23 protein-coding genes and 1 pseudogene are annotated in these 23,690 nt (G+C 73.7%); 16 read left to right on the top strand and 8 right to left on the bottom strand.

Features of this window, described 5'->3' with window-relative positions; translation table 11 throughout:
- The first annotated feature begins 85 nt into the window (after positions 1 to 85).
- Positions 86 to 1,255 carry a cysteine desulfurase family protein gene (locus ACI2LW_RS17325; protein ID WP_404732033.1) on the top strand — a complete coding sequence of 390 codons (1,170 nt, stop codon included), beginning with the start codon at positions 86 to 88 and terminating at the stop codon, positions 1,253 to 1,255.
- A gap of 184 nt (positions 1,256 to 1,439) precedes the next feature.
- Here ACI2LW_RS17325 and ACI2LW_RS17320 read toward each other — a convergent pair whose 3' ends face one another.
- Positions 1,440 to 2,102 carry an N-acetylmuramoyl-L-alanine amidase gene (locus ACI2LW_RS17320; protein WP_404732032.1) on the bottom strand — a complete coding sequence of 221 codons (663 nt, stop codon included), beginning with the start codon at positions 2,100 to 2,102 and terminating at the stop codon, positions 1,440 to 1,442.
- Between the two features lie 59 nt (positions 2,103 to 2,161).
- Here ACI2LW_RS17320 and mnmA point away from each other — a divergent pair, with 59 nt between their 5' ends.
- A complete protein-coding gene (mnmA, locus tag ACI2LW_RS17315) occupies positions 2,162 to 3,340 on the top strand; it encodes a tRNA 2-thiouridine(34) synthase MnmA (protein ID WP_404732031.1) in 1,179 nt (392 codons plus the stop codon).
- Here mnmA and ACI2LW_RS17310 read toward each other — a convergent pair.
- Both ACI2LW_RS17310 and ACI2LW_RS17305 read right to left on the bottom strand, forming a co-directional pair.
- Entirely contained in the window at positions 3,309 to 3,443 is a 135-nt protein-coding gene (locus tag ACI2LW_RS17310) for a DUF397 domain-containing protein (protein ID WP_404732074.1), read from the bottom strand. The genes mnmA and ACI2LW_RS17310 overlap by 32 nt on opposite strands.
- Before the next feature lie 70 nt (positions 3,444 to 3,513).
- Positions 3,514 to 4,368, bottom strand: a complete 855-nt coding sequence (locus tag ACI2LW_RS17305) for a helix-turn-helix domain-containing protein (protein ID WP_404732030.1) — start codon at positions 4,366 to 4,368, stop codon at positions 3,514 to 3,516.
- A 345-nt stretch (positions 4,369 to 4,713) separates the two neighbouring features.
- On the opposite strand from ACI2LW_RS17305, the gene ACI2LW_RS17300 reads away from it, so the two are divergent.
- Positions 4,714 to 5,025 (top strand): hypothetical protein, encoded by a 312-nt coding sequence (locus ACI2LW_RS17300; RefSeq protein WP_404732029.1) that lies wholly within the window; start codon positions 4,714 to 4,716, stop codon positions 5,023 to 5,025.
- The gene (locus tag ACI2LW_RS17295; RefSeq protein WP_404732028.1) at positions 5,022 to 5,279 is read left to right on the top strand and encodes a hypothetical protein; all 258 of its coding nucleotides are present in this window, start codon (positions 5,022 to 5,024) and stop codon (positions 5,277 to 5,279) included. Before ACI2LW_RS17300 ends, ACI2LW_RS17295 begins: the two co-directional genes overlap by 4 nt.
- A gap of 184 nt (positions 5,280 to 5,463) precedes the next feature.
- On the opposite strand, the gene ACI2LW_RS17290 is transcribed toward ACI2LW_RS17295, so the two are convergent.
- The 3 genes from ACI2LW_RS17290 to ACI2LW_RS17280 all read right to left on the bottom strand — a co-directional run bounded on the left by ACI2LW_RS17290 (position 5,464) and on the right by ACI2LW_RS17280 (position 8,043).
- Positions 5,464 to 6,333, bottom strand: a complete 870-nt coding sequence (locus tag ACI2LW_RS17290) for a ketopantoate reductase family protein (protein ID WP_404732073.1) — start codon at positions 6,331 to 6,333, stop codon at positions 5,464 to 5,466.
- Between the two features lie 539 nt (positions 6,334 to 6,872).
- Positions 6,873 to 7,658 carry an alpha/beta fold hydrolase gene (locus ACI2LW_RS17285; protein WP_404732072.1) on the bottom strand — a complete coding sequence of 262 codons (786 nt, stop codon included), beginning with the start codon at positions 7,656 to 7,658 and terminating at the stop codon, positions 6,873 to 6,875.
- 61 nt (positions 7,659 to 7,719) lie between these two features.
- Positions 7,720 to 8,043, bottom strand: a complete 324-nt coding sequence (locus ACI2LW_RS17280; protein WP_404732071.1) for a DUF427 domain-containing protein — start codon at positions 8,041 to 8,043, stop codon at positions 7,720 to 7,722.
- A gap of 84 nt (positions 8,044 to 8,127) precedes the next feature.
- Here ACI2LW_RS17280 and ACI2LW_RS17275 point away from each other — a divergent pair, with 84 nt between their 5' ends.
- The 5 genes from ACI2LW_RS17275 to ACI2LW_RS17255 all read left to right on the top strand — a co-directional run bounded on the left by ACI2LW_RS17275 (position 8,128) and on the right by ACI2LW_RS17255 (position 15,451).
- Positions 8,128 to 8,688, top strand: coding sequence for a TIGR00730 family Rossman fold protein (locus ACI2LW_RS17275; protein WP_404732027.1), 561 nt, complete (start codon positions 8,128 to 8,130; stop codon positions 8,686 to 8,688).
- 49 nt (positions 8,689 to 8,737) lie between these two features.
- On the top strand, positions 8,738 to 9,436 hold the full coding sequence (locus tag ACI2LW_RS17270; protein WP_404732026.1) for an SDR family oxidoreductase: 699 nt from the start codon (positions 8,738 to 8,740) through the stop codon (positions 9,434 to 9,436).
- Between the two features lie 248 nt (positions 9,437 to 9,684).
- Positions 9,685 to 10,692 (top strand): methionine synthase, encoded by a 1,008-nt coding sequence (locus tag ACI2LW_RS17265; protein ID WP_404732025.1) that lies wholly within the window; start codon positions 9,685 to 9,687, stop codon positions 10,690 to 10,692.
- Between the two features lie 14 nt (positions 10,693 to 10,706).
- Entirely contained in the window at positions 10,707 to 12,899 is a 2,193-nt protein-coding gene (gene ligA / locus ACI2LW_RS17260; RefSeq protein WP_404732024.1) for an NAD-dependent DNA ligase LigA, read from the top strand.
- Positions 12,900 to 13,159: 260 nt separating this feature from the next.
- Positions 13,160 to 15,451, top strand: a complete 2,292-nt coding sequence (locus ACI2LW_RS17255; RefSeq protein ID WP_404732023.1) for a putative bifunctional diguanylate cyclase/phosphodiesterase — start codon at positions 13,160 to 13,162, stop codon at positions 15,449 to 15,451.
- Between the two features lie 804 nt (positions 15,452 to 16,255).
- Here ACI2LW_RS17255 and ACI2LW_RS17250 read toward each other — a convergent pair.
- Positions 16,256 to 16,843: a TetR/AcrR family transcriptional regulator gene (locus ACI2LW_RS17250; protein ID WP_404732022.1), complete on the bottom strand. Its 588-nt coding sequence runs from the start codon at positions 16,841 to 16,843 to the stop codon at positions 16,256 to 16,258.
- An 85-nt stretch (positions 16,844 to 16,928) separates the two neighbouring features.
- Here ACI2LW_RS17250 and ACI2LW_RS17245 point away from each other — a divergent pair, with 85 nt between their 5' ends.
- The 6 genes from ACI2LW_RS17245 (at position 16,929) to gatB (ending at position 21,634) form a co-directional block, all read left to right on the top strand.
- Complete coding sequence (locus ACI2LW_RS17245) at positions 16,929 to 17,300, top strand: DUF4267 domain-containing protein (RefSeq protein ID WP_404732021.1); 372 nt, start codon at positions 16,929 to 16,931, stop codon at positions 17,298 to 17,300.
- A 149-nt stretch (positions 17,301 to 17,449) separates the two neighbouring features.
- On the top strand, positions 17,450 to 17,944 hold the full coding sequence (locus ACI2LW_RS17240) for a cupin domain-containing protein (RefSeq protein WP_404732020.1): 495 nt from the start codon (positions 17,450 to 17,452) through the stop codon (positions 17,942 to 17,944).
- Between the two features lie 115 nt (positions 17,945 to 18,059).
- Positions 18,060 to 18,356 (top strand): Asp-tRNA(Asn)/Glu-tRNA(Gln) amidotransferase subunit GatC, encoded by a 297-nt coding sequence (gene gatC / locus ACI2LW_RS17235; protein WP_006130840.1) that lies wholly within the window; start codon positions 18,060 to 18,062, stop codon positions 18,354 to 18,356.
- A gap of 5 nt (positions 18,357 to 18,361) precedes the next feature.
- Positions 18,362 to 19,864, top strand: a complete 1,503-nt coding sequence (gatA, locus tag ACI2LW_RS17230) for an Asp-tRNA(Asn)/Glu-tRNA(Gln) amidotransferase subunit GatA (RefSeq protein WP_404732019.1) — start codon at positions 18,362 to 18,364, stop codon at positions 19,862 to 19,864.
- Positions 19,861 to 20,103: a hypothetical protein gene (locus tag ACI2LW_RS17225; protein WP_404732018.1), complete on the top strand. Its 243-nt coding sequence runs from the start codon at positions 19,861 to 19,863 to the stop codon at positions 20,101 to 20,103. The genes gatA and ACI2LW_RS17225 overlap by 4 nt, the downstream gene beginning before the upstream one ends.
- 16 nt (positions 20,104 to 20,119) lie before the next feature.
- The gene (gene gatB, locus ACI2LW_RS17220) at positions 20,120 to 21,634 is read left to right on the top strand and encodes an Asp-tRNA(Asn)/Glu-tRNA(Gln) amidotransferase subunit GatB (protein ID WP_404732017.1); all 1,515 of its coding nucleotides are present in this window, start codon (positions 20,120 to 20,122) and stop codon (positions 21,632 to 21,634) included.
- 312 nt (positions 21,635 to 21,946) lie between these two features.
- Here the strand turns inward: gatB and ACI2LW_RS17215 are convergent, their stop codons facing one another.
- Positions 21,947 to 22,711 (bottom strand): SAM-dependent methyltransferase, encoded by a 765-nt coding sequence (locus ACI2LW_RS17215; RefSeq protein WP_404732016.1) that lies wholly within the window; start codon positions 22,709 to 22,711, stop codon positions 21,947 to 21,949.
- Positions 22,712 to 23,055: 344 nt separating this feature from the next.
- Between ACI2LW_RS17215 and ACI2LW_RS17210 the strand changes: the two are divergent.
- Positions 23,056 to 23,358 (top strand): annotated as a pseudogene (locus ACI2LW_RS17210) (hypothetical protein); the annotation flags it as partial.
- Positions 23,359 to 23,690 lie beyond the last annotated feature (332 nt).

Genomic DNA, 23,690 nt, shown 5'->3' with positions numbered 1-23,690 from the left:
ACGGCCGGGAGCACCCTCCCGTCCACGACCCCACCCCGCTCGCGGCCGGGGGCGCGCCCGGCGCTCCCCGTAGAATCGCCTCACCATGGCTTACCTCGACCACGCCGCGACCACCCCCATGCTCCCGGAGGCGGCAGAGGCGCTGACCGCCGCGCTGGGTGTCACCGGCAACGCCTCCTCCCTCCACGCGTCCGGCCGCGCCGCCCGCCGTACGGTCGAGGAGTCCCGAGAAACCCTCGCCGAAGCGCTCGGCGCCCGCCCCAGCGAGGTCGTCTTCACCTCCGGCGGAACCGAGGCCGACAATCTCGCCGTCAAGGGCCTGTACTGGTCGCGCCGCGACGCCGACCCCGCCCGCACCCGGGTGCTGGCCAGCCCCGTGGAGCACCACGCCGTCCTGGACGCCGTCCACTGGCTCGGCGAGCACGAGGGCGCCACCGTCGAGTACCTCCCGGTCGACTCCCACGGCCGCGTCCACCCCGCCGCGCTGCGCGAGGCCGTCGCCCGCAACCCCGCCGACGTCGCCCTGGCCACCGTGATGTGGGCGAACAACGAGATCGGCACGGTCATGCCGGTCCGCGAACTGGCCGAGGCGGCAGGCGAGTTCGGCGTACCACTGCACACGGACGCGGTCCAGGCCGTGGGCCAGGTTCCGGTCGACTTCGCCGCCTCCGGCGTCGCCGCGATGACCGTCTCCGGCCACAAGATCGGCGGACCCTACGGCATCGGCGCCCTGATCCTCGGCCGCGAGCACACCCCCGTACCGGTCCTGCACGGCGGCGGCCAGGAACGCCATGTGCGCTCCGGCACCCTCGACGTCCCCGCGATCGCCTCCTTCGCCGTGGCCGGCCGGCTCGCCGCCGAGCAGCGCGAGCGGTTCGCGGCCCGGATCGGCGCCCTGCGCGACGAACTGGTCCGCGCGGTGCGGGCGGCCGTCCCGGACGCGATCCTGGGCGGCGACCCGGCGCCCGGCGGCCGCCTGCCCGCCAACGCCCACTTCACCTTCCCCGGCTGCGAGGGCGACTCCCTGCTGCTCCTGCTGGACGCCCAGGGCATCGAGTGCTCCACCGGCTCCGCCTGCACCGCGGGGGTGGCCCAGCCCAGCCATGTGCTCCTGGCCACCGGCGCCGACCCCGACCTCGCCCGCGGCACCCTGCGCTTCTCCCTCGGCCACACCTCCACGGAGGCCGACGTGGAAGCGGTCGCCAAGGCCATCGGACCGGCGGTGGAACGGGCCCGGGCGGCGGGGCTGACGTAGCCCCGGGGCCCGGTCGCGGTCCGTGCGGCGTGGACCCGGCGTCCGTGCGGCGTGGACCCGGCGTCCGTGCGCTCTGGACCCCGCGCCCGCCCGGTGTGGACCCGGCGCCCGGGCGCGCCTGGGCGGCGTGGACCCCGCGCCCGCCCGGTGTGGACCCGGCGCCCGGGCGCGCCCGCGCGGTGCCTCAGGCCCGGGTGGGGCGTGCCTCGCGCACCAGCCGCAGGTACCGGTCCCAGTCCCAGTGCGGGCCGGGGTCCGTGTGGTCCGCGCCCGGCACCTCCGCGTGGCCGACTATGTGCTCGCGGTCCACGGGAATGCCGTACCGCTCGCAGATCCGGGCGGTCAGCCGGGCCGAGGAGGCGTACATCGCGTCGGTGAACGAGGACGCCCGCTCGACGAAGCCCTCGTGCTCTATGCCCACGCTGCGCTCGTTGTAGGAGCGGTTGCCCGCGTGGAAGGCCACGTCGAGTTCGCGGATCATCTGCGTGACGCGGCCGTCCCGCCGGACCACGTAGTGCGCGGCGGCCCCGTGCGCCGGGTCCTGGAAGACCTTCACCGCGCTCGCGTAGCTGCCCTGGGTGACGTGCACGACGACCCGGTCGATCCCGTAGTCGTACGGGCGGTCCGCGCGCCGGTAGTTCGCCCCGGAGGCCGCCACCCACCGGGCGCCGCCGAAGTCGACCGCGCCCGCCACCCGGGGGCGCTGGTCGCCCGGCAGCCGCCACCACAGCCGCGACAGCCCGCTGCGCTCCAGCGCGGCCCCGCCCACGATCACCGCGACGGCCCCGCCGACGATCACCGCCCGGCGCCCCGGCCCCCGCCCCGCCCCGTCCTTCGTCGCCCCCATACGATCTTCAACGGACATCGGGCGCTGCCGGTTCCCGCTCCCCGTACCCTGGAGGGGCTATGACTGAGACCTCGCAGCGTTCCCGCCCCCTCCGCGTCCTCGCCGCCATGTCGGGCGGGGTCGACTCCGCCGTCGCCGCCGCGCGCGCCGCGGAGGCCGGCCACGACGTCACCGGCGTCCACCTCGCGCTCTCCGCGAACCCGCAGTCGTTCCGCACGGGCGCCCGGGGCTGCTGCACCGTCGAGGACTCGCGCGACGCCCGGCGCGCCGCCGACGTCATCGGCATCCCCTTCTACGTCTGGGACCTCGCCGAGCGGTTCCGCGAGGACGTCGTCGAGGACTTCGTCGCCGAGTACGAGGCCGGCCGCACCCCCAACCCCTGCCTGCGCTGCAACGAGAAGATCAAGTTCGCCGCGCTGCTGGACAAGGCGCTCGCCCTCGGCTTCGACGCGGTCTGCACCGGCCACTACGCCAAGGTGGTCGTGAACGAGGACGGCGACCGCGAGCTGCACCGCGCCTCCGACCTGGCCAAGGACCAGTCGTACGTGCTCGGCGTGCTGGACGACCGGCAGCTCGCGCACGCGATGTTCCCCCTCGGCGACACGGTCACCACCAAGGAGGAGATCCGCGCGGAGGCCGAGCGCCGGGGCCTGGCCGTGGCCAAGAAGCCCGACTCGCACGACATCTGCTTCATCGCCGACGGCGACACCCAGGGCTTCCTGGCCGGCCGCCTCGGCAAGGCGCAGGGCGACATCGTCGACGAGTCCGGCACGGTCGTCGGCACCCACGAGGGCGCGTACGGCTTCACCATCGGCCAGCGCAAGGGCCTGCGCATCGGCACCCCGGCCCCCGACGGCAAGCCGCGCTACGTCCTGGACATCTCCCCGGTCACCAACACCGTCACCGTCGGCCCGGCGTCCGCCCTCGACGTCTCCGCCCTGACCGCGATCAAGCCCCGCTGGTGCGGCGCCGCCCCCACCGGCCCCGGCACCTACACGGCCCAGCTGCGCGCCCACGGCGGCGAGACCGCCGTCACCGCCGAGCTCGTCGACGGCGAACTGCGCGTCACCTTCGCCGAGCCGGTCCGCGGCGTCGCCCCCGGCCAGGCGATCGTCCTGTACGCCGGCACCCGCGTGGTGGGCTCGGCGACCATCGCGACGACCCAGCGGGCCACGGCGGACGTGGCCCGCAGGCACTCCTTGCCGGTCAACGTGGTGAGGCCTCGCGTAGTTGAGTGACAAGTGCGGCGAACGCCGCGCGGCTGGTCCGGATGACCGACTGCGGACGGTTGCTGTTTCGTATCGCTACGTCACCGTCCTCGTCGGAGAGGGCAACTTCCACGCAATTGTTGCCGCCCCCGCCGCAGAATGACGAGCGCTTCCAGTCCAGTGCGGTCACCGCTCCAGTCCTCTCACAGTTCGCGTGCGATGGAACGGATGAGTTCCTGGGATGCGTCGGGTGGCAGCGCCGTCCGTTCCATCAGGTCCAACAGCGAACGGTAGTTCGCAAGTGGCGTCGGGGCATCCACGAAGTCGGCACCGAGGGCTGTGTCGAGCTGGACGGTGTCCAACTGCGGTACGGGACCCTCGGCGTAGAGGACTGACTGCCCGGCACCGTGGAAGGCGCCGGCGCTGAACGGGATCACCAGCAGGGTGATGTGAGGGCGGTCAGCCGCGTCAGCCAAGTGGTTCAGCTGCTTGCGTGCTACCTCCCGGCCTCCGAACTGCAGTCGGAGAGCGGCCTCGTGGATGATGCCGACGTACGGTTTCGGGCTGTCGCCGAAGAGGACGGACTGCCTGCCCATGCGGTGCGCAACGCGCAGTTCCACGTCGAGGCGGGGAAGTTTCGGCACCGTGAACTCGAAGATCGCCCGCGCGTGCTCCTCGATCTGCAGCAATCCGGGCAGGTGCACGGTCTGGGCGGTGCGGATGCGAGCGGCGTAGTGCTCCACTTCAGAGACGTCGAGGTGGCCCTCGGGCAGTTTGCCCCGGTATTCGTCCCACCAGCTGCGGACGCGTCTGGTGTCCGCGATCGAGGCGAGAGCCTCCACGAGTGCTTCGTCCGGACACTGGTAGTGACAGGCGAGTTGGCGCACGCGGTCACTGCTGACCGTTGTCCGTCCGGCCTCGATGTTGGACACCATCGTGCGGTCCGCGCCGAGCATCGAGGCGGCCTCCTGGACCGAGAGGCCTGCCTGCTCGCGCAAGCGACGCAATTCCGTGGCCAGACGTCGCTGTCGGCCGGTCGGTGAGTTCCGTGGCGCCATGAATCCTCTTTCGTGCGAGCGCGACGCAGTCTGGCAGGTCTGTTTTTTGCGGTCTAGTGAGTAGCCAACTGATTCACTCATTCGTGAAATCTGACTCACGTGTGAGTCAGATGGACTTACGGTGTGAGCCATGTCGCTTGCTGTCCACCCGGCGGAAGCGCACCGCCCGCCCCACTCCCGTCCAGGGCCCGATGGGACATGAGGCTGACGGCAGGCCACCGCCGGATGCCGTGGGCTCGGCCCGTGCGTGGACGGCGTCGTACGGGACACCACACCGACCAACCCCAACGAACCGACACCGTGTCCGTCGCACCGCGAACCTGCGCACGCACAAGGAGGTGACGCGTGAAGAACGCGGAACCGGAACACGAGCAGTCCCCCGAACCGCCCCGCCAGGACGACCACGTCATCCCCGTCCCACCCCTCATCCCGTTCACCGAACCCTGGGAGTACGAGCTGCATTTCCCCCGCGACCCGCGCGGGCCGGCCGTCGCCCGTACGACGCTCAAGGCCGTGCTCGGCGCGCACGGGCTGGGGGAGTTCACCGACCGGGCGGAACTGCTCACCTCCGAGCTGACCACCAACGCTTCCGCTACTCCCTCGGACCCGCCACCGTGCGACTGTGCTGGACGAACCCGGTCCTGCGGGTCAGCGTGACGGACACCTGTCCCGTCTTTCCCCTGCCGTTGATGCGGGACAGGCCGGACGCCGAGCGCGGGCGAGGGCTGCTGATTCTCGATCTGCTGGCCGACGCGTGGGGCGGATGCAGCCTCGGGGAGTCGCTGTTCGGGGTGGGTGGCAAGACCATCTGGTTCGAGCTGGTGCTCGGCGGAGGCGATCCGCCGCCCGGCGGCGGTACCGGCGACGGCATCGCGCCGAGACCGCCCGTGCCGCCGATGCTCGCGGCCTGAACGGCCGCCTCGGCCCACCTTCGAAAACCGTGAACACCTGCCCGGCAAGTGTTCACGGTTTTGTGGCGGCCAACCCCGTGCCGGTCGGCGTGGCGCATGGCCGCTCCCCGTGCGACCGCGGTCGTTCGCCGCTGCCGCATGTGGAGTCCAAGGACGGCGACTCGCCCCAGGAACATTGAGACGGTCACCGGGACGCCAGTTCCGACACCAGCCGGCCGACGGTCGGGGCGGCGACGCCGTGCCGGTTCGCGGCGCGCAGTACGGCGCCGCCGATCGCGTCGAGCTCCAGGGCGCGGCCCGCCTCGGCGTCGCGCTGCATCGAGGACTTCATCCCGGGAGGGAACGCGTCGTACATCGCCAGGGTCCGTTCCGCGTCGAGCGGCGCCCCGGCGGCGCGGCCGACGGCGGTGATCTCGTCGACGAGGGCGAGCAGCTCCTCCCGGTGGTCCGTGCGGACCGTGCCGATGGTGGCGCCGTAGCGGGTGGTGAGCAGGGCGAAGGGGGCGAGGAAGGCCAGCTTCGCCCACAGCGCGGCGGTCTCGGACCCGGCGAGCCGGGTCTGCACCCCGGCCGACTCCAGCACGGCGGCCACGGCGGTGAGCGGGCGCGCGGTCGCCGCCCCGGCCAGGTCGATCTCCGTGAACGGGCTGCCGTGCTCCACGACACCGGGCGCGACCCGGGTCGACTCGACGCGGATGACGCCCGCGGCCACCCGGCCGGCGCCGTAGCGGCGGCGCAGGGCCTGCGGGTGCTCGACGCCGTTGAGCAGCGGCAGGACGAGGCCGTCGGCGCCGAGCACGGCCGGCGGGACCCGGTCCAGCGCGGCGTCCAGGCTGGTGTGCTTGACCGCCACGACGCACAGGTCGGCCGGCTCCCGCAGCACGGTGTCCGCCTCGACCGCGGCGGTGAAGTCCCCGAACTGGCCGCTGCGCACGTGTATCCCGTTCTCGCGCAGGGACCGCGCCGTGGTGTCCGACGCCAGGCAGATCACGCGGTGCCCGGCGCGGGACAGCAGCGCGGCGAGCAGTCCGCCGACACCGCCGGGACCGAGCACGGCGACTGTCCAGGGACGGGCGGGCTGCCGCGCGGCGTCGGCTGCGGGCGCGGTGTCGGCCTCCCGCCCGGTGTCGGCTTCCCGCGCGGCATCGGCCGCCGGCGTGTCATCAGGCGTTGCCGGGGAGTCGGTGCCGGTGCCGGTGCCGGTGTCCGTGGCGGTGGCGGTCGCGGCGGGGGAGTCGGCTCCGGTGGCGGCCCGGGCTCCGGGCGCGGAGCCGGCCTCGGTGACGTCGTGCGCGGTGCTGGGCATGGCTGCGGTGTCCCTTCCGGTGGCGGGGCGGCCCGCCCGGGTGCGGGGCCGCCGTCCCGGTGGGCCCCAACAACCGCGGCTCCCGGCGCATTTCCGCACCGGCCGGCGTTGCCGGGGTGCCGGTGCCGGTGCCGGTGCCGGTGCCGGTGCCGGTTCCGGTGCCGGTCGCGGCGGGGGAGCCGGCTCCGGTGGCGGCCGGGGCTTCGGGCGCGGAGCCGGCCCCGGAGCGGCGGACGGGCGGCCGGCCGCCGCGCCCCGGCGGGGCCGCCCTGCCGGCGGTGTGCCGCTCAGGCCTCGGAAGTGAAGAACTCCGCCAGCACCGGCGCCAGCACCTCTGGTTCGACCGCGTGGGTCTGGCCCTCCAGCAGGCGGAACGTGCCCCGCGGCACCGTCCGGGCGACCTGCCGGGCGGCCTCGGCCAGCCATCCGGGGCTCGCCTCGCCGGCGAGGGCCAGCACGGGCACGTCGATCGACGCCAGCAGGTCGCGGGGGAGCAGGCCGTCGCCCATCACGGCGTTGTCGTACGCCAGCGTGGGGGCGATGGACTCCATGCCGCGCCACATGGGGGACTGGCGGGCGCTGGCGATCACCCCGGGGGCCAGGCCGGTGAGCCGGAGGAACAGCTCCACCGCGTCGCCGCGCCGGCCCTCGTCGAGCGCCCGGGTGAGGTTCGCGGTGTACTCGGCGCGCTCCCGCTCGCCGCCCTCGTACACCGCGAACGGCGGCTCGTACACGGCGACCTGACGCACCGGCAGCCCGCTCGCCGCCGCCCTGAGCGCCAGCGCGCCGCCCGAGGAGACCCCGTAGAGGGCGGCCTCGCCGCCCACCGCGTCGATCACCGCCGCGAGGTCCTCCACCTCGCGCTCCACCGCGTACGGCGCGGTGTCCCCGCTCCCGCCGCGGCCCCGGCGGTCGTAGACGACGGCCTCGCAGCGGTCCGACAGGGCCGCCGCCAGCGGCGCCAACGTGGCGCCCGTCGACATCGCGCCGCTGACGAGGACGACCACCGGGCCCTGCCCGGTGCGGTGGTAGGCGAGAAAGGTGCCGTCACGCGAGACGGTCTTCTTGTCCATGCCGGTCATGCCGGTCAAGACTGCCACGGCACCGCGTGCTCATCCGGTCACAACACCACGGTCACAGCACTTCGACGTCGTAGAAGCAGAGGTGGTCCTTGATCTCGGCGACGTCCGGCTTGGGGTCGGGGTAGGCCCACACCAGGTCCGCCGCGTCCGGCACCGACCAGTAGGACGCGGTGCCCTTGAACGGGCACTGGGTGCGGGTGCCGGACGGGGTCAGCAGATCCAGGCGTACGTCCTCCGGCGGCAGGTAGTAGCGCGGCGGACAGCCGGTCTCGCGCAGCACCAGGGGCCGCTCGCTCTCGGCGAGCACCTGGCCGCCGTGCACCACGCGCACGTGCTCGCTGCTCCGCTCGACGGTGATCGTGTGTCCTTGGGTGATACGGGTCATAAAGGGGGAGCGCCGACGGGCGCCGCGGTTGTTCCCGTGTACGGTGCACCTTTCCGCCCGCGTACCGTGGGGCGCATGAACATCTGCGTCTTCCTCTCCGCCGCCGACCTCGACGACCGCTACACGCGTCCCGCGCGGGACTTCGCCCGGCTGATCGGCAAGGGCGGGCACAGCCTGGTCTGGGGCGGGTCCGACTCGGGGCTGATGAAGGTGGTCGCGGACGGCGTGCAGGAGGCGGGCGGCCGGCTGGTCGGCGTGTCGGTGGACTTCCTGTCGTCCAAGGCACGGCCCGGCGCGGACGAGATGGTCATCGCGCGGGACCTCGCCGAGCGCAAGGCGCTGCTGCTGGAGAAGGCCGACGCCGTGGTGATCATGGTGGGGGGCACCGGGACGCTGGACGAGGCCACGGAGATCCTGGAGCTGAAGAAGCACGGCCGGACCGGGAAGCCCGTGGTGCTGCTGAACACGGCGGGCTTCTACGACGGCCTGCGCGAGCAGTTCCGCCGGATGGAGGAGGAGGGCTTCCTGCCCCGGCCGCTGGCCGAGCTCGTGCACTTCGCCGAGGAGCCCGCCGGGGCGATGGCCCACCTCGAGGAGGCGATGGCCCACCCGGAGGAGGCGCTGGGCGACGCCTGAACCGGTGGTGCGGCAGGCGCCGGGCGACTCCTGAACCGGTGGTGCGAGCATGGCGGGCATGGCTACTCATGTGATCACCGGGGCCGGTTCCGGCATCGGCGCGGCCGTGGCCCGCCGGCTGCACGCGCGCGGGGACGAGCTGTGGCTGCACGCGCGCGACGCGGGCCGGGCCAGGGAGCTGGCGGCCCGGTTCCCCGGCGCCCGGACACTGGTCGGCGACCTGGCCGACCCCGACCGGCTCAGCTGGGCGTTCTCGCACCAGACCCTGCCCGACCGGGTGGACGGCCTGCTGCACATCGCTGGCGTCGTCGACCTCGGCCCCGTCGGCGAGCTCACCTGCAAGAGCTGGCGCCACCAGCTCAACGTCAACCTGATCGCCCCCGCCGAGCTGACCCGCCACTTCCTGCCGCAGCTGCGCGCCGCCCGCGGGCACGTCCTGTTCGTCAACTCCGGTGCGGGCCTGAACGCCCACGCCGGCTGGTCCGCCTACGCCGCCTCCAAGCACGGTCTGAAGGCGCTGGCCGACTCCCTGCGGCACGAGGAGCACGCGAACGGCGTCCGGGTCACCTCGGTCTACCCCGGGCGCACCGCGAGCCCCATGCAGGTGAAGGTCCACCAGCAGGAGGGCAAGGAGTACGACGCCTCCCGCTGGATCGACCCCGAGTCGGTGGCGACCACCGTCCTCATGTCCCTGGACCTGCCCAGGGACGCCGAGGTCAACGACCTGACGGTCCGGCCGGGCGGCTGAGGGCCGGGTCGGCCACGGCCGGCCGCGGCGGCGGCCGGGAGGGGCACGGCGGCTGCCCTGAGCGTCGCCGCGGCCCCGGAGTGCGGGGGCGGCTGCCCGGAGTGCCGCGGCGGTGCGGACGCAGGCGTCCGGGGCGGCGGCCGGTCCGCACGCCCGGACACGTCCCTGGGCACCCGCGGGAGCGGTCGCCCCAAAACCGCCGCCGCCCACCGGACCGGCCGCCGCCCGCGGACGGCTACGCTTCCCGGGTGAGCGAGAACAGCCAGTTCAGGTTCGGTGCCGCCACCGGCGTCGGGTCCATGCCCGGCGGGGACGCCCGCGAGGCCGTCCGGACGGTCACCGGCACCTTCGAGGACTTCCCGTTCCTGCCCGAGCTGCCCGCCCGCGGGCCGGGCGCCGACATGATCGGCCGGACGGCCGGCCTGCTCGTCGAGCTGTACGCGCGCGTGGAGCCCAGCGGCTGGCGGATCGGCGACCGGCCGGGCCGGGACACCAGGCGCGCCCGGTCCTGGCTCGGCGAGGACCTCGACGCCCTGGAGGAGTTCACCCAGGGGTACGAGGGGCCGCTGAAGGTGCAGGCCGTGGGGCCCTGGACGCTGGCCGCGCACCTGGAGCTGAAGAACGGGGAGGCCGCGCTGTCCGACCCCGGCGCCTGCCGGGACCTGGCCGGCTCGCTCGCCGAGGGGCTGCGGCTGCACCTGGCCGAGGTGGCCCGGCGGGTGCCCGGCGCCCGGCTCGTCCTCCAGCTCGACGAGCCCTCCCTCACCGCCGTGCTGCGCGGGCAGGTCAGGACGGCCAGCGGCTACCGCACCCACCGCGCCGTCGACCGGCAGATCGTCGAGGCCACCCTGCGGGACGTCCTCGGCGTCCACACGGCCGGGCCCTGCGTGGTGCACTCCTGTGCGCCGGACGTCCCCCTGGCCCTGCTGCGCCGCGCGGGCGCCTCGGCGGTCTCCCTCGACGTCTCCTTGCTCACCGAGCGTGACGACGAGGCGGTCGGGGAAGCCCTGGAGAGCGGGACCCGGCTCTTCGCCGGTGTCGTCCCCACCGCGGACGGGGCATTGTCAGACCCTGCCGGTAGCGTCATGGGTGTCAGGACGCTGTGGCGCAGGCTGGGGCTGCGACCGGAACTCCTCGCCGAGTCGGTCACGGTCACCCCGGCGTGCGGGCTCGCGGGCGCTTCCCCCGCGTACGCACGCCAGGCGCTCGCCCACTGCGTCCGGGCGGCGAGATCCCTCGCGGACGACCCTGAGTAACGGGAGGACATCAGGTGGCCGGCGACAAGCAGCAAGCGGAGACAGTGCCCGCCGAGGCACGGGAGCGCCACGCGCGGCTCGCGGAGCAGGTCGAGGAGCACCGCTTCCGGTACTACGTCAAGGACGCTCCCGTCATCAGCGACGCCGAGTTCGACCGGCTGCTGCGCTCCCTGGAGGCCCTGGAGGAGGAGTACCCGGAGCTGCGCACGCCCGACTCCCCGACCCAGAAGGTCGCCGGGTCGTACGAGACGGAGTTCACCGCGGTCGAGCACCGGCAGCGGATGCTCTCCCTGGACAACACCTTCAACGACGACGACCTCGCCGCCTGGGCCGACCGCGTCGCCCGCGAACTGGGCGACCAGGAGTACCACTTCCTGTGCGAACTCAAGGTCGACGGACTCGCCGTCAACCTCACCTACGAGCACGGCCGGCTCACCCGCGCCGCGACCCGCGGCGACGGCCGCACCGGCGAGGACATCACCCCCAACGTCCGCACCATCGCCGAGATCCCCGACCGGCTCAAGGGCGAGCGCGTCCCCGACCTCGTGGAGATCCGCGGCGAGGTCTACTTCCCGATGGAGAAGTTCCAGGAGCTCAACGCCCGCCTGATCGCGGCCGGGGAGAAGCCGTTCGCCAACCCGCGCAACGCGGCGGCGGGTTCGCTGCGCCAGAAGGACCCGCGCGTCACCGCCACCCGCCCGCTGCACATGGTGGTCCACGGCATCGGCGCCCTGGAGGGGTTCACCGCACCGACCCGGCTCTCCCAGGTCTACGACCTGCTGCGCACCTGGGGCCTGCCCACCTCCCCGCACAACAGGGTGGTCGACGACCTGGACGGCGTGCGCGAGTTCATCGCCTACTACGAGGAGAACCGCCACTCCGTGGCGCACGAGATCGACGGCGTGGTCGTCAAGGTCGACGAGATCCCGCTCCAGGGCCGCCTCGGCTCCACCTCCCGCGCCCCGCGCTGGGCGATCGCGTACAAGTACGCGCCGGAGGAGGTCAACACCAAACTGGTCGACATCCGGGTGGGCGTCGGCCGCACCGGCCGGGTCACGCCGTACGCCCAGGTCGAGCCGGTCACGGTGGCCGGCTCGGAGGTCGAGTTCGCCACCCTGCACAACCAGGAGGTCGTCAAGGCCAAGGGCGTCCTCATCGGCGACACGGTGGTGCTGCGCAAGGCCGGCGACGTCATCCCGGAGATCCTCGGCCCGGTGGTCGACCTGCGCGACGGCAGCGAGCGCGAGTTCGTGATGCCGTCCGAGTGCCCCGAGTGCGGTACGCCGCTCAGGCCGATGAAGGAGGGCGACGTCGACCTGCGCTGCCCGAACGCCCGTGCCTGCCCGGCGCAGTTGCGCGAGCGGCTGTTCTACCTCGCCGGCCGCAAGGCGCTCGACATCGAGCACTTCGGGTACGTGGCCGCCGCCGCCCTCACCAAACCCCTGGAGCCCGAGGAGCCGCCGCTGCGGGACGAGGGCGACCTGTTCGACCTGACCGTGGAGCAGCTGCTGCCCATCAGGGCCTACGTCCTCGACCAGGACAGCGGCCTGCCCAAGCGGGACCCGAAGACCGGCCAGGAGAAGGTCGTGACCGTCTTCGCCAACCAGCGGGGCGAGCCGAAGAAGAACACGCTTGCCATGCTGGAGAACATCGCGGCGGCCAAGCGGCGCCCGCTCGCCCGCATCCTGACCGGGCTGTCGATCCGTCACGTCGGGCCGGTCGCCGCCGAGGCGCTGGCCCGCGAGTTCCGCTCCATCGACCGCATCCAGCAGGCGAGCGAGGAGGAACTGGCCGCCACCGAGGGCGTCGGACCCGTCATCGCCGCCTCCCTCAAGGAGTGGTTCGCCGAGGACTGGCACCAGGAGATCCTGCGCAAGTGGCGGGCCGCCGGGGTGCGCATGGAGGAGGAGAGCACCGGGGAGGACGAGGGCCCGCGTCCGCTCGAAGGGCTCACCGTCGTCGTCACCGGCACCCTCGAGCACTTCACCCGCGACGCCGCCAAGGAGGCCCTGCAGAGCAGGGGAGCGAAGGTGACCGGGTCGGTCTCGAAGAAGACCTCGTTCGTGGTGGTCGGCGACAACCCCGGATCGAAGTACGACAAGGCGATGCAGCTCAAGGTTCCGGTCCTGAACGAGGAGGGTTTCCGCGTCCTGCTGGAGCGGGGACCCGAGGCGGCGGCCGAAGTCGCGCTCCCGACCGGGGAGTAGCGGTTGAAGGTCACCCGTTCGGTGCATATCAGATGCATACGGGTGGCCGGGGCGCATTCGGGCAACCGTCGACGACCGCTGCCCGTGGGAGCCTTCAGCGGCCTACTGTTGAGGGGTGCGCCTGCCGTGCCCCGCTGCGGTCGGGGCATCCACGCGCCCGTGACGGGCACGTGGAAGGGTTTTCCAGCGCGGAACCGCCGAGGGGTTGTCGGGCACCGGGCCGCGTGGCGTGGGCACCGCCGGCTGTGAGAGGGACGGGAATGGAACCGACCGAGAGCGCCGCCCGGCACTCGCGGCTGCGCCGGCTGACCGCCGGGTGGCGGGCGCGCCGGGGGCCGGCGTCGGAGCGCCCGGGCGCGCGGGGACGTGCCCGGGGACCGGGACGCACCGGCGAGGCGGCACGGGCCGAGGATGCCGCACGTGCTGCCGGACAGTACACCGTGGCGGAGATCCGCGCCTCCGCACAGCTGACCGTCGAACACGGCTCCGCGCTGCCGGGCGCGGCACCCGGCCCCGACCGCTCCCGGCCCGCGCTGCCCGCGGCCGTGGTCACGGCGGCGGCCCTCACCCTCGGCGCCGGCTTCCAGTGGGCCTTCACCGGCGGCCACGCCCTCTTCCCCTGCGGCGCCGCCGGCTGGTCGCTGGCCCTGCTCACCGGCGTCATCGTCGGTCACCTGGTGATGCTCGGCCGCGCCCGCTGGTGGGGCGGCACCGGCTCCGGCGCCGCCCTCACCCTCGCAGTGCTGCTGCTCTACGGCTGGGTGGCCGCCGGCATGGTGAGCCTCACCGTGGTCGTCCTGGTCGGCGTGGCCCGGCGCCACCGCTGGCGGCAGGGCGTGCTGCACGGCGCGGTGGACATCCTCGGCATCGGCGCCGCGGCCCTCGTGCTCGCCGCCTTCGACCGGGTGCCGACCGTCGAGGAGCAGTGGGACCCGGGCGACTGGACCGCCTACGCCGTCCCGCAGGTGGTGCTGGCCGCGGGCGCCTACCTCGCCGTCACCCGCACCGTCCTGTGGTACCTGAACGCCCCTCACCCCGGAGGACTGGCCACGATCGCCCGCAGCGCCTGGGTCAGACAGGGCCTGGTCGCCGCGGCCCTGCTCGGCATCGCGCCGCTGCTGTGCGTCGTGACCGCGGCCAAGCCGGTCCTGCTGCCGCTGTTCGCGATCCCGCTGATCGCCCTGGACTCCACCCTGTGGATGGCCCGTGCCCGGGCCGAGGAGCAGCTGCGCGATCCGCTGACCGGGCTGCCCAACCGGCAGTGGCTGCTGGAGCGCATCTGGACCGCCCTCGACGACGCCGAACGCATCGGCGCCCGGGCCGCCCTGATGCTGATCGACCTCGACCGCTTCCGTTCGGTCAACGACACGCTCGGTCATCTGGCCGGGGACCGGCTGCTGTTGCAGATAGCCGACCGGCTGCGGATCGCCCTGCCGCGCGGGGCGGAGGCCGCGCGGCTCGGCGGCGACGAGTTCGCCGTCTTACTGCCGGTCGCCGACTCCACCACGTCCGCGACCCGCATCGCGCGCGGGCTGGTCACCACCCTCAGCTCGCCGCTCGACCTGGACGGGCTCACCCTCGTGCTGGAGGCCAGCGCCGGCGTCGCGGTCTTCCCCGACCACGCCCTGGACGCCGAGGGCCTGCTGCGGCGCGCGGACGTGGCGATGTACCAGGCCAAGCGGGACCGTACGGGCGTGGAGGTGTACGAGTCCAAGCGCGACTCCAACACCCCCGACCGGCTGGGGCTGCTGGGCGATCTGCGCCGCGCCCTCGACGCGCACGAGGTGGAGCTGCACTACCAGCCGAAGGTCCGCTTCGACGGACAGGTCGCGGGCCTGGAGGCCCTGGTCCGCTGGGTGCACCCCGAGCGCGGCAGGGTGCCGCCGGACGAGTTCATAGCGATCGCCGAGTCCTCCGGGCTGATGCCCCACCTCACCGAGTACGTGCTGGAGACCGCGCTCGGCCAGGTCGCCCAGTGGCGCGCCCAGGGCCTGCTGGTGCCGGTGGCGGTCAACGTCTCCCCGCGCGATGTGCACTCACCCGGTTTCGCCGGCTCGGTGGCCGCCCGGCTGGCCCGGCACGGCGTCCCGGCGGGAGCGCTGCAACTGGAGATCACCGAGCACGTCCTGCTGGAGGACCCGCAGCGCGCCGCCGACACGCTGCACGCGCTGACCGGGCACGGCGTGAAGATGTCGCTGGACGACTTCGGCACCGGCTACTCCTCGCTGGTGCATCTGCGCCGCCTGCCGGTGAGCGAGCTGAAGATCGACCGCTCGTTCGTCGCCCGGCTCGCGGTGGACACCGAGGACGCGGAGATCGTGCGCTGCACCGTCGACCTCGCGCACTCCCTCGGACTGCTCGTCGTAGCGGAGGGCGTCGAGGACGACGAGACCTGGGAGCGCCTGCGCGATCTGGGGTGCGACGCGGTCCAGGGCTGGCTGGTCGCCGCGGCGATGCCCCCCGGGGAGACCACGGCGTGGCTGCGGGCGCGCGGCTCGCGGGGCTGGATACGCCCCGCCGCCGCACTGCCGGCGGCCGCGACGGACGAGTGACGCCGGAAGCCGGCACCCGCGCCCGCTCACCGGTCGGACCCCCTCCGCGCCGGCCACCGCACCCGTCGGTGGGTGGCCTCCGTTCCGGCCATCCGCACCCGTTCGCCGGCGGGTGACCTTCCGGCCCGGTGCACGCGCCCGCGCGGCCGGTGGGTGGCCTCCGTTCCGGTCACCGCACTCGTTCGCCGGTGGGTGACGTTCTGGTGTGGTGCACGCGCCCGCGCGGCCGACGTGACCTTCCGGCCCGGTGCACGCGCCCGCGCGGCCGTCGGGTGACCTCCCGGCCCGGCGCACGCGCCCGCGCGACGGGTGGGTGGCCTCCGTTCCGGTCACCGCACTCGTTCGCCGGTGGGTGACGTTCTGGTGTGGTGCACGCGCCCGCGCGGCCGGTGGGTGGCCTCCGTTCCGGCCATCCGCACCCGTTCGCCGGCGGGTGACCTCCCGGCCCGGTGCACGCGCCCGCGCGGCCGTCGGGTGACCTCCGGTCGGCGCGTTGCGCCCGTCCGAGCGGCGGGTGATCATCTGCGCCCGCGCCCACGCCCGTTCGCGCGGCCGGTGACCTCTGGGCCGGTGCGTGCGGGCGGGCGGCGAGTGACCTCCCGGCCGGCGCGCGCCTGCGGCCGGGGCGGGGGACTCCGACGTCCGTGCGACGACGGGCCGTCGGACTCGCGAACGGCCACCGGCCGTTCGTCCCCCACGCGGCGACGGGCCGGCGGCCCGCGGCGCGGGTGGGACGGACCGGCAGCGGCAGCCGGAGCGCGGGCGCGGGCGGGGGTGGCAGGCGCCGTGCCCGGGACCGACCGGTCAGCGCATGTTCCGCGGAACGAAGTGGTCGATGAGCAGGGCCAGTCGCCGTTCGTGGGCCTCCGGCGGCAGGCGCCCGCTGCGCATCAGCGTGACCAGTCCGTGCAGTCCCGCCCAGTACGTCTCCGTGAGCAGGCCCGGGTCGTCGCCCTCGCTCGCGACCGGCCCGACCGCCTCCGCCAGTTCGCCGAAGGCCTCCCGCAGCGGCGCCGGGGCCTCGGCCGTGGCGAACGGCAGATCCACCCTGTGGGTGAACATCGCGTCGTAGAGCGCGGGCCGCCGCCGGGCGAAGCCGGTGTACGCCCGGCCGACCGCGGCCAGCGCCTCCCGCGCGCTCCCGGCCGCCGTGCGCGCCGCCCGCAGTTCGGCGGCCAGGTCCGCGAACCCCTGCACCGCGACCGCCGCCATGATCGCGTCCTTGCCCTTGAAGTGGCTGTACAGGACCGGCTGGCTGTACTCGATCTCGGCGGCCAGCCGCCGCGTCGTGACCGCGTCCCAGCCCTCCGCCTCGGCCAGTTCCCGGGCGGCCGTCACGATCAGCCGCTCCCGCTCCGCTCGTTCGCGCTCCCGGCGCGTCTGGATCGACATGGCCCTGATTCTAGCAATGCTAGCCAAACTGTCGACGCTCTGATAGCTTCGCTCGCATCACTAGCGTTGCTAGAAAGGAGAGAACATGACCGTCACCGCCTACGCCCTGGCCGTGCTGCTCAACCTGTTCTGCCTGTTCCTCGGCTACCGGTTCCTCTTCCGGCCCGGCCCGGCCGCGGCCGGCTACGGCGTCCCGGCCGACCCCGCCGGCGACGCCCGCGCCTACCTCACGATCAAGGGCCTCAGGGACGGCACCCTGGGTGTGGTCGGTCTCGCGCTGCTGGCCTTCGCGGGGGCGCGCCCCGAGGCCTGGTTCATGGTCTGCGTGGCACTCGTACCGCTCGGCGACACGCTGATAGTCCTGCGCAACGGCGGGACGAAGGCGGTCGCGTTCGGGATCCACCTCGCCACCGCGGCCGTCGTCCTCATCGGCGCGGGTCTGCTGTTCGCCGTCTGACCCCCGCCGTCCGCCCCCACGCGCAACGCCCGTCCCCACGCGCAACGCCCGTCCCCACGCGCAACGCCCGCCCCCACGCGCAACGCCCGCCCCGACGCTCAACGCCGCACCCACGCTCACCCACCGCGGAAGACCAGGGGAGAAGAGACATGTCGCTGTTCGTTCCGGAGTTCGACGAGACGGTGGTCGTCCGCGAGGCCGAGGCGGAGGTGGTCGGCCGCGCGCCCACCACGGTGCGCCTGCTGGCCGACAGCAGCGCGACCGGCGGAGCGCTGTCCACCCAGCGCGTCACCCTCACGGGCGGCGCCGACGGCGCCCGGCCGCACTGGCACGACGGCTCGGCGGAGATGTTCTTCCTGCTCGACGGCGCCGCCGAGATCCTCTCCGGCGAGGACGTCCTGACCGCCGGCCCCGGCGACCTCGTGGTGGTCCCGCCCGGCAGGCCGCACGCCTTCGCCGCCGCGCCCGGAGCCGACGCCGACCTGCTCATCGTCATCACCCCGGGCGTAGAGCGCTTCGAGTACTTCCGCCACCTCCAGCGCATCCGCCTCGGCGAGGTCACCCCGGAGAGCCTGCTGGAGGTGCAGGACCTCTACGACAACCACTTCCTGAGGAGCGCGGCCTGGGACGCCCGCCGCGGCTGACCCCCGGCTGAGCCGGCGGGGGCGGCGGGCCCGGGGGAAACCGTTTCACGGCCACCGCCCCCCGCCCCATAGGATTGGCCCCAAACCGCACACACTCACCCCAGAGGATCGCTGCATGCCTGGCATCACGCGCGAGGAGGTCGCCCACCTCGCCCGGCTGGCGCGTCTGGAGCTGAAGCCCGAAGAGCTCGACCACTTCGCGGGACAGCTGGACGACATCATCGGCGCGGTGGCCCGCGTCAGTGAGGTCGCCGACCAAGACGTACCGCCGACCTCCCACCCGCTGCCGCTGACGAACGTCATGCGCGCGGACGAGGTCCGTCCGTCGCTCACCCCCGAGCAGGCGCTGTCCGGCGCCCCGGCCCAGGAGCAGCAGCGTTTCAAGGTGCCGCAGATCCTGGGGGAGGAGTGAAGGCCATGACGGACAAGAACAGCATCATCCGGCTCACCGCCGCCGAGACCGCCGAGAAGATCGCCTCCGGCGAGCTCACGGCCGTGGAGGTCACCGAGGCCCACCTGGCCCGGATCGAGGCCGTCGACGAGAAGGTGCACGCCTTCCTGCACGTCGACCGCGAGGGCGCCCTCGCCCAGGCCCGAGCCGTGGACGAGAAGCGCGAGCGCGGCGAGAAGCTCGGCCCGCTGGCCGGCGTGCCCCTCGCGCTCAAGGACATCTTCACCACCGAGGGCATCCCGACCACCGTCGGCTCCAGGATCCTCGAGGGCTGGATCCCGCCGTACGACGCGACGCTCACCAAGCGGCTCAAGGCCGCCGACGTGGTGATCCTCGGCAAGACCAACATGGACGAGTTCGCCATGGGGTCCTCCACCGAGAACAGCGCCTTCGGCCCGACCGGCAACCCCTGGGACCTCACCCGGATCCCCGGCGGCTCCGGCGGCGGCTCCTCCGCCGCGCTGGCCGCGCACATGGCCCCCCTCGCCATCGGCACCGACACCGGCGGCTCCATCCGCCAGCCGGCCGCCGTCACCGGCACGGTCGGCGTCAAGCCGACGTACGGCGCCGTGTCCCGCTACGGCATGGTGGCGTTCTCCTCCTCCCTCGACCAGGGCGGCCCCTGTGCCCGTACGGTCCTGGACGCGGCGCTGCTGCACGAGGTGATCGCCGGGCACGACCCGATGGACTCGACCTCCATCGACGAGCCGGTCCCGCCGGTCGTCGAGGCGGCCCGCAACGGCAGCGTCCAGGGCATGCGCGTCGGTGTCGTCAGGCAGTTCCGCGGCGAGGGCTACCAGGCCGGCGTCATCCAGCGCTTCGACGAGTCCGTCGAACTGCTCAGGGAACTCGGCGCGGAGATCGTCGAGCTGGACTGCCCGTCCTTCGACCTGGCCCTGTCGGCGTACTACCTCATCGCGCCCTCGGAGTGCTCCTCCAACCTGGCCCGCTTCGACGGCCTGCGCTACGGCCTGCGCGTCGGCGACGACGGCACGCACTCCGCCGAGGAGGTCACCTCCCTGACCCGCGAGGCCGGCTTCGGCCCCGAGGTCAAGCGCCGGATCATGCTCGGCACCTACGCGCTCAGCTCCGGCTACTACGACGCCTACTACGGCAGCGCCCAGAAGGTCCGCACGCTCATCAAGCGGGACTTCGACCAGGCCTTCGAGCAGGTGGACGTGATCGTCTCCCCGACGACCCCGACCACCGCCTTCCCGATCGGCGAGCGCGCCGACGACCCGATGGCGATGTACCTCGCCGACCTGTGCACCATCCCCACCAACCTCGCGGGCAACGCGGCCATGTCGCTGCCGTGCGGCCTCGCCCCGGAGGACAACCTCCCGGTGGGCCTGCAGATCATCGCGCCCGTGATGAAGGACGACCGGCTCTACAAGGTCGGCGCGGCCGTCGAGGCCGCCTTCGTGGAAAAGTGGGGGCACCCGCTGCTGGAGGAGGCTCCGTCGCTGTGAGCAAGGCACTGTCCAAGGCCAAGGGCTTCAAGAAGTCCAGGTCCGGTACGTATCTGTCCATGGCCACCACCGCGTTCGGCGCGATCGGTGTCGCCAAGCAGATCAAGAAGGCCCGCGTCGAGAGCGACACCCTGCGGCTGGTCGACGCCGTGGTGACCGCCGCCGGCCTCGTCACCGGCCTCGCCATCCTCTACCGCGAGCTGAAGCGGCTGGGCGACGACGACGTCCTGCTGGGCTGAGAGGGAAGTTTTCACCGTGACCACCACGACCGACCTGGTGTCGTACGAGGACGCGCTGGCGTCGTACGACCCCGTCATGGGCCTCGAGGTCCATGTCGAACTCGGCACCAAGACCAAGATGTTCTGCGGCTGTTCGACCGCGCTCGGCGCCGGCCCGAACACCCAGACCTGCCCCGTCTGCCTCGGCCTGCCCGGCGCGCTCCCGGTCGTCAACGCGACCGGCGTGGAGTCCGCCGTCAAGATCGGTCTCGCGCTGAACTGCGAGATCGCCGAGTGGTGCCGCTTCGCCCGGAAGAACTACTTCTATCCGGACATGCCGAAGAACTTCCAGACCTCCCAGTACGACGAGCCGATCGCCTTCAACGGCTACCTCGACGTGCAGCTGGAGGACGGCGAGACCTTCCGCGTGGAGATCGAGCGCGCCCACATGGAGGAGGACACCGGCAAGTCGACCCACGTCGGCGGCGCCACCGGCCGTATCCACGGCGCGTCCCACTCCCTGCTGGACTACAACCGCGCCGGCATCCCGCTGATCGAGATCGTCACCAAGCCGATCGTCGGCGCCGGCGAGCGCGCCCCCGAGGTCGCCAAGGCCTACGTCCGCGAGCTGCGCGAGCTGATCCGTGCCCTCGGCGTGTCCGAGGCGCGCATGGAGATGGGCCAGATGCGCTGCGACGTCAACCTGTCGCTGATGCCCAAGGGCAGCGAGAAGTTCGGCACCCGCAGCGAGACGAAGAACGTCAACTCGCTGCGGTCCGTCGAGCGCGCCGTCCGCTACGAGGTGCAGCGGCACGCCGCCGTGCTGAGCGGCGGCGGCACCGTGGTCCAGGAGACCCGCCACTTCCACGAGGACACCGGCTCCACGACCTCCGGCCGGGTGAAGGAGGAGGCCGAGGACTACCGGTACTTCCCGGAGCCCGACCTGGTGCCCGTGGCGCCCTCGCGCGAGTGGGTCGAGCAGATCCGGGCGGCGCTGCCCGAGCTGCCGCTGGCCCGCCGCACCCGGCTGCTGGCGGAGTGGGGCATCTCGGCCACCGACATGCAGGCCATCATCAACGCCGGTGCGCTGGACCTGATCGTCGCCACGATCGAGGCCGGCGCGGACGCGGCCGCCGCCCGCAAGTGGTGGATGGGCGAGCTCGCCCGTGCCGCCAACGAGTCCGGCAAGTCCCTGGACGAGCTGCCGATCACGCCCGCGCAGGTGGCCCGGGTCACCGAGCTGGTCGCCAAGGGGGACCTGAACGACAAGCTGGCCCGGCAGGTCATCGAGGGCGTCCTCGCGGGCGAGGGCACCCCGGACGAGGTCGTCGACAAGCGCGGTCTGAAGGTGGTCTCCGACGAGGGCGCGCTGACCGCGGCCGTCGACGAGGCCATCGCCGGCAACCCGGCCGTCGCGGACAAGATCCGCGGCGGCAAGGTGGCCGCGGCCGGCGCGCTGGTCGGCGCGGTCATGAAGGCCACCCGCGGCCAGGCCGACGCGGCCCGCGTCAAGGAGCTGATCCTGGAGAAGCTCGGCGTCGCCGAGGGCTGAGCCGCCCGGCGACCACCCCGAGGGGGACGCACCGTGAACGGTGCGTCCCCCTCGGGCGTGCGGCGTGCGGGCGCGTGGCCTCGGGGGCGGGCGCGTGGCCTGGCGGGCGGGTGCGGCGGACCGGGTGCTCGCCCTCCCGGGCGGGCGCGGCGCGCGCAGGCCGCCCGCTGGTCGTGGGCGGGCCGGAGCGGGCCGGGGCGGGCCGAGGGCGCTCGCCGCAACGGCCGCCGGGACGGCCGCACGGTGGCTCCGGTGCTCGCCGCGGCGCGGGCGTGCCGCGGCTGCGGTGCCGCAGGGCTCGCGGGCCGCCTCTCACAGCCGGCGCCCGACCACCCGGGTGAAGCCGAGCAGGTGGTCCGTGTCGGCCTCCAGGAGCCGTACGGAGTCGCGGGCCAGGCCCGCCATGAACTCGCTCGGGCTCTCCTCGGCGCACACCTCGCTCCACCGCAGCCAGTCCCGCCACCCGTCCGGCTGCCAGTCGGCCGCCTCCACCTCCACCGCCCCGCTGCGCGTCCAGTGCCGGCGCCACCAGCCGGGCGAGTGGAAGCACCAGAAGGCGGGCTCCCAGTGCGGCTTCAGCCGCTCGGGCGGCTCGGTCCCCTCCGGCTCCTCCCGCAGCGACGGCACGACCACGCCGATCCGGCCGCCGGGCTTCAGCAGCCGGGTCAGCGTGGGCAGGTACAGGTCGTCGGTGCCGAAGTACTGGTAGGCGTCGATCGAGACGATCGCGTCGAAGGTGCCCTCGCCGAACGGCAGGTCGTGTGCCTCCGCGTGCACCGGGAGCACCCGGTCGGCCACCCCGGCCCGCTCGATCCGCCGCGCGTTGTCGTCGGCCTCGATCCAGAGGTCGGCCGCGGTGACCCGCAGGTCGTACTCCCTGGCCAGGAAGACCGAGGTGAGCGCCCGCCCGCAGCCCAGGTCCAGCACCCGGGCGCCGGCGGGCAGCGCTTCCAGCCCCAGGGCGGGGGCCAGCCACTCCAGCAGCCACAGCGGGTGCGGGCCCATCTGGTTCTCGATCAGCCAGCGGGCGTCGTAGGTGTTGCTGCGCGGGCAGCGGCTGTGCGTGAGATCGGCCATGGTGAGGTGGGTAGCAGACCGCACCCCCACCCCGCATCCGGGTTTCCTGTCCGGAGGCGCTACGCTCGCCCGCCATGAGTGGACGCGCCGATTCCGAAACACCCGCCGGAATATCCGAGGTGGAGGAGGCCGAGGCCGCCGTCGTCCGGCAGGGGGCCGGGGACGACCCGCGCGGCGAGGGTCACGACGGCCCGCGCGGTGGGGCCCAGGACGGCCCGCGCGGCGGGGGTCACGACAGTCCGCGGAACGGAGCCGCCCGGGGCCACGGCGAGAAGGACGCCGGAGACCGCCCCGAGGCGTACGCGGGGGACCCTGCCGAGGAGGACGCCGAGGGCGATGCCGGGGACGACCCCGAGGGCGATACCGAGGACGATGCCGAGGACGGCCTCCAGGACCCGGCCGAGGTCGCCCGCCGGGCCCGCTGGACGGCTGCGGGCGCCGGGGCGCTGCTGACCCTGGCCGGCCTCGCCGCCTCGCTGCTGCGGCTCAGCCGCTCCGCCCCGGCCGCCGTCCCGGCCGCCTATGCCGTGGGCGCCGCCGTGTGCGCGCTCGCGGCCCTGCTCGGCCTGCGCGGCCGCACCCGGCGGGCCCTGTGGCTGCTCATCGCCGGGGTGATGGTCATGGCCCTCGGCGACCAGTCCGACTGACCGCCCGGCACCCGTCGAACGGATTCCGCCCCCCGCCCGGAACACGTCGAGCGGCACCCGCCCCCGCCCGGCACCCGTCGAGCGGCACCCGCTCCCGTCACCCGTTGAGCACGTCCCACCCTGGGGCCGTACTCCACGGCGGGCACTGAACGGGACGACGGAGTGCGGCCGGCTGTCCTGTGAATTGGGTCGCACTCCTGTGAATACGCCCACGAAGGGCGTAAACGATCTCAATCGCCTGCAAGAGTGGCTTCACCTTGCTCATGCGTTCTTTGCGGGCCGTTCCGTTCATGGACGACTGTTCCCGGTCAAAGATCCACAAAAGTCCCTGG

Source organism: Streptomyces sp. NPDC004065, assembly GCF_044903565.1.
Taxonomy (GTDB): Bacteria; Actinomycetota; Actinomycetes; order Streptomycetales; family Streptomycetaceae; genus Streptomyces.
Note: the sequence above shows the minus strand (reverse complement) of the source record. Positions and strands in the feature narration are given on the sequence as shown.

Coding starts and splice junctions, on each gene's coding strand:
- ACI2LW_RS17325 (WP_404732033.1), top strand. CDS start 86: ATGGCTTACCTCGACCACGCCGCGACCACCCCCATGCTCCCGGAGGCG.
- ACI2LW_RS17320 (WP_404732032.1), bottom strand. CDS start 2,102: ATGGGGGCGACGAAGGACGGGGCGGGGCGGGGGCCGGGGCGCCGGGCG.
- mnmA (WP_404732031.1), top strand. CDS start 2,162: ATGACTGAGACCTCGCAGCGTTCCCGCCCCCTCCGCGTCCTCGCCGCC.
- ACI2LW_RS17305 (WP_404732030.1), bottom strand. CDS start 4,368: ATGGCGCCACGGAACTCACCGACCGGCCGACAGCGACGTCTGGCCACG.
- ACI2LW_RS17285 (WP_404732072.1), bottom strand. CDS start 7,658: ATGGACAAGAAGACCGTCTCGCGTGACGGCACCTTTCTCGCCTACCAC.
- ACI2LW_RS17275 (WP_404732027.1), top strand. CDS start 8,128: ATGAACATCTGCGTCTTCCTCTCCGCCGCCGACCTCGACGACCGCTAC.
- ACI2LW_RS17270 (WP_404732026.1), top strand. CDS start 8,738: ATGGCGGGCATGGCTACTCATGTGATCACCGGGGCCGGTTCCGGCATC.
- ACI2LW_RS17255 (WP_404732023.1), top strand. CDS start 13,160: ATGGAACCGACCGAGAGCGCCGCCCGGCACTCGCGGCTGCGCCGGCTG.
- ACI2LW_RS17250 (WP_404732022.1), bottom strand. CDS start 16,843: ATGTCGATCCAGACGCGCCGGGAGCGCGAACGAGCGGAGCGGGAGCGG.
- ACI2LW_RS17245 (WP_404732021.1), top strand. CDS start 16,929: ATGACCGTCACCGCCTACGCCCTGGCCGTGCTGCTCAACCTGTTCTGC.
- ACI2LW_RS17240 (WP_404732020.1), top strand. CDS start 17,450: ATGTCGCTGTTCGTTCCGGAGTTCGACGAGACGGTGGTCGTCCGCGAG.
- gatC (WP_006130840.1), top strand. CDS start 18,060: ATGCCTGGCATCACGCGCGAGGAGGTCGCCCACCTCGCCCGGCTGGCG.
- gatA (WP_404732019.1), top strand. CDS start 18,362: ATGACGGACAAGAACAGCATCATCCGGCTCACCGCCGCCGAGACCGCC.
- ACI2LW_RS17215 (WP_404732016.1), bottom strand. CDS start 22,711: ATGGCCGATCTCACGCACAGCCGCTGCCCGCGCAGCAACACCTACGAC.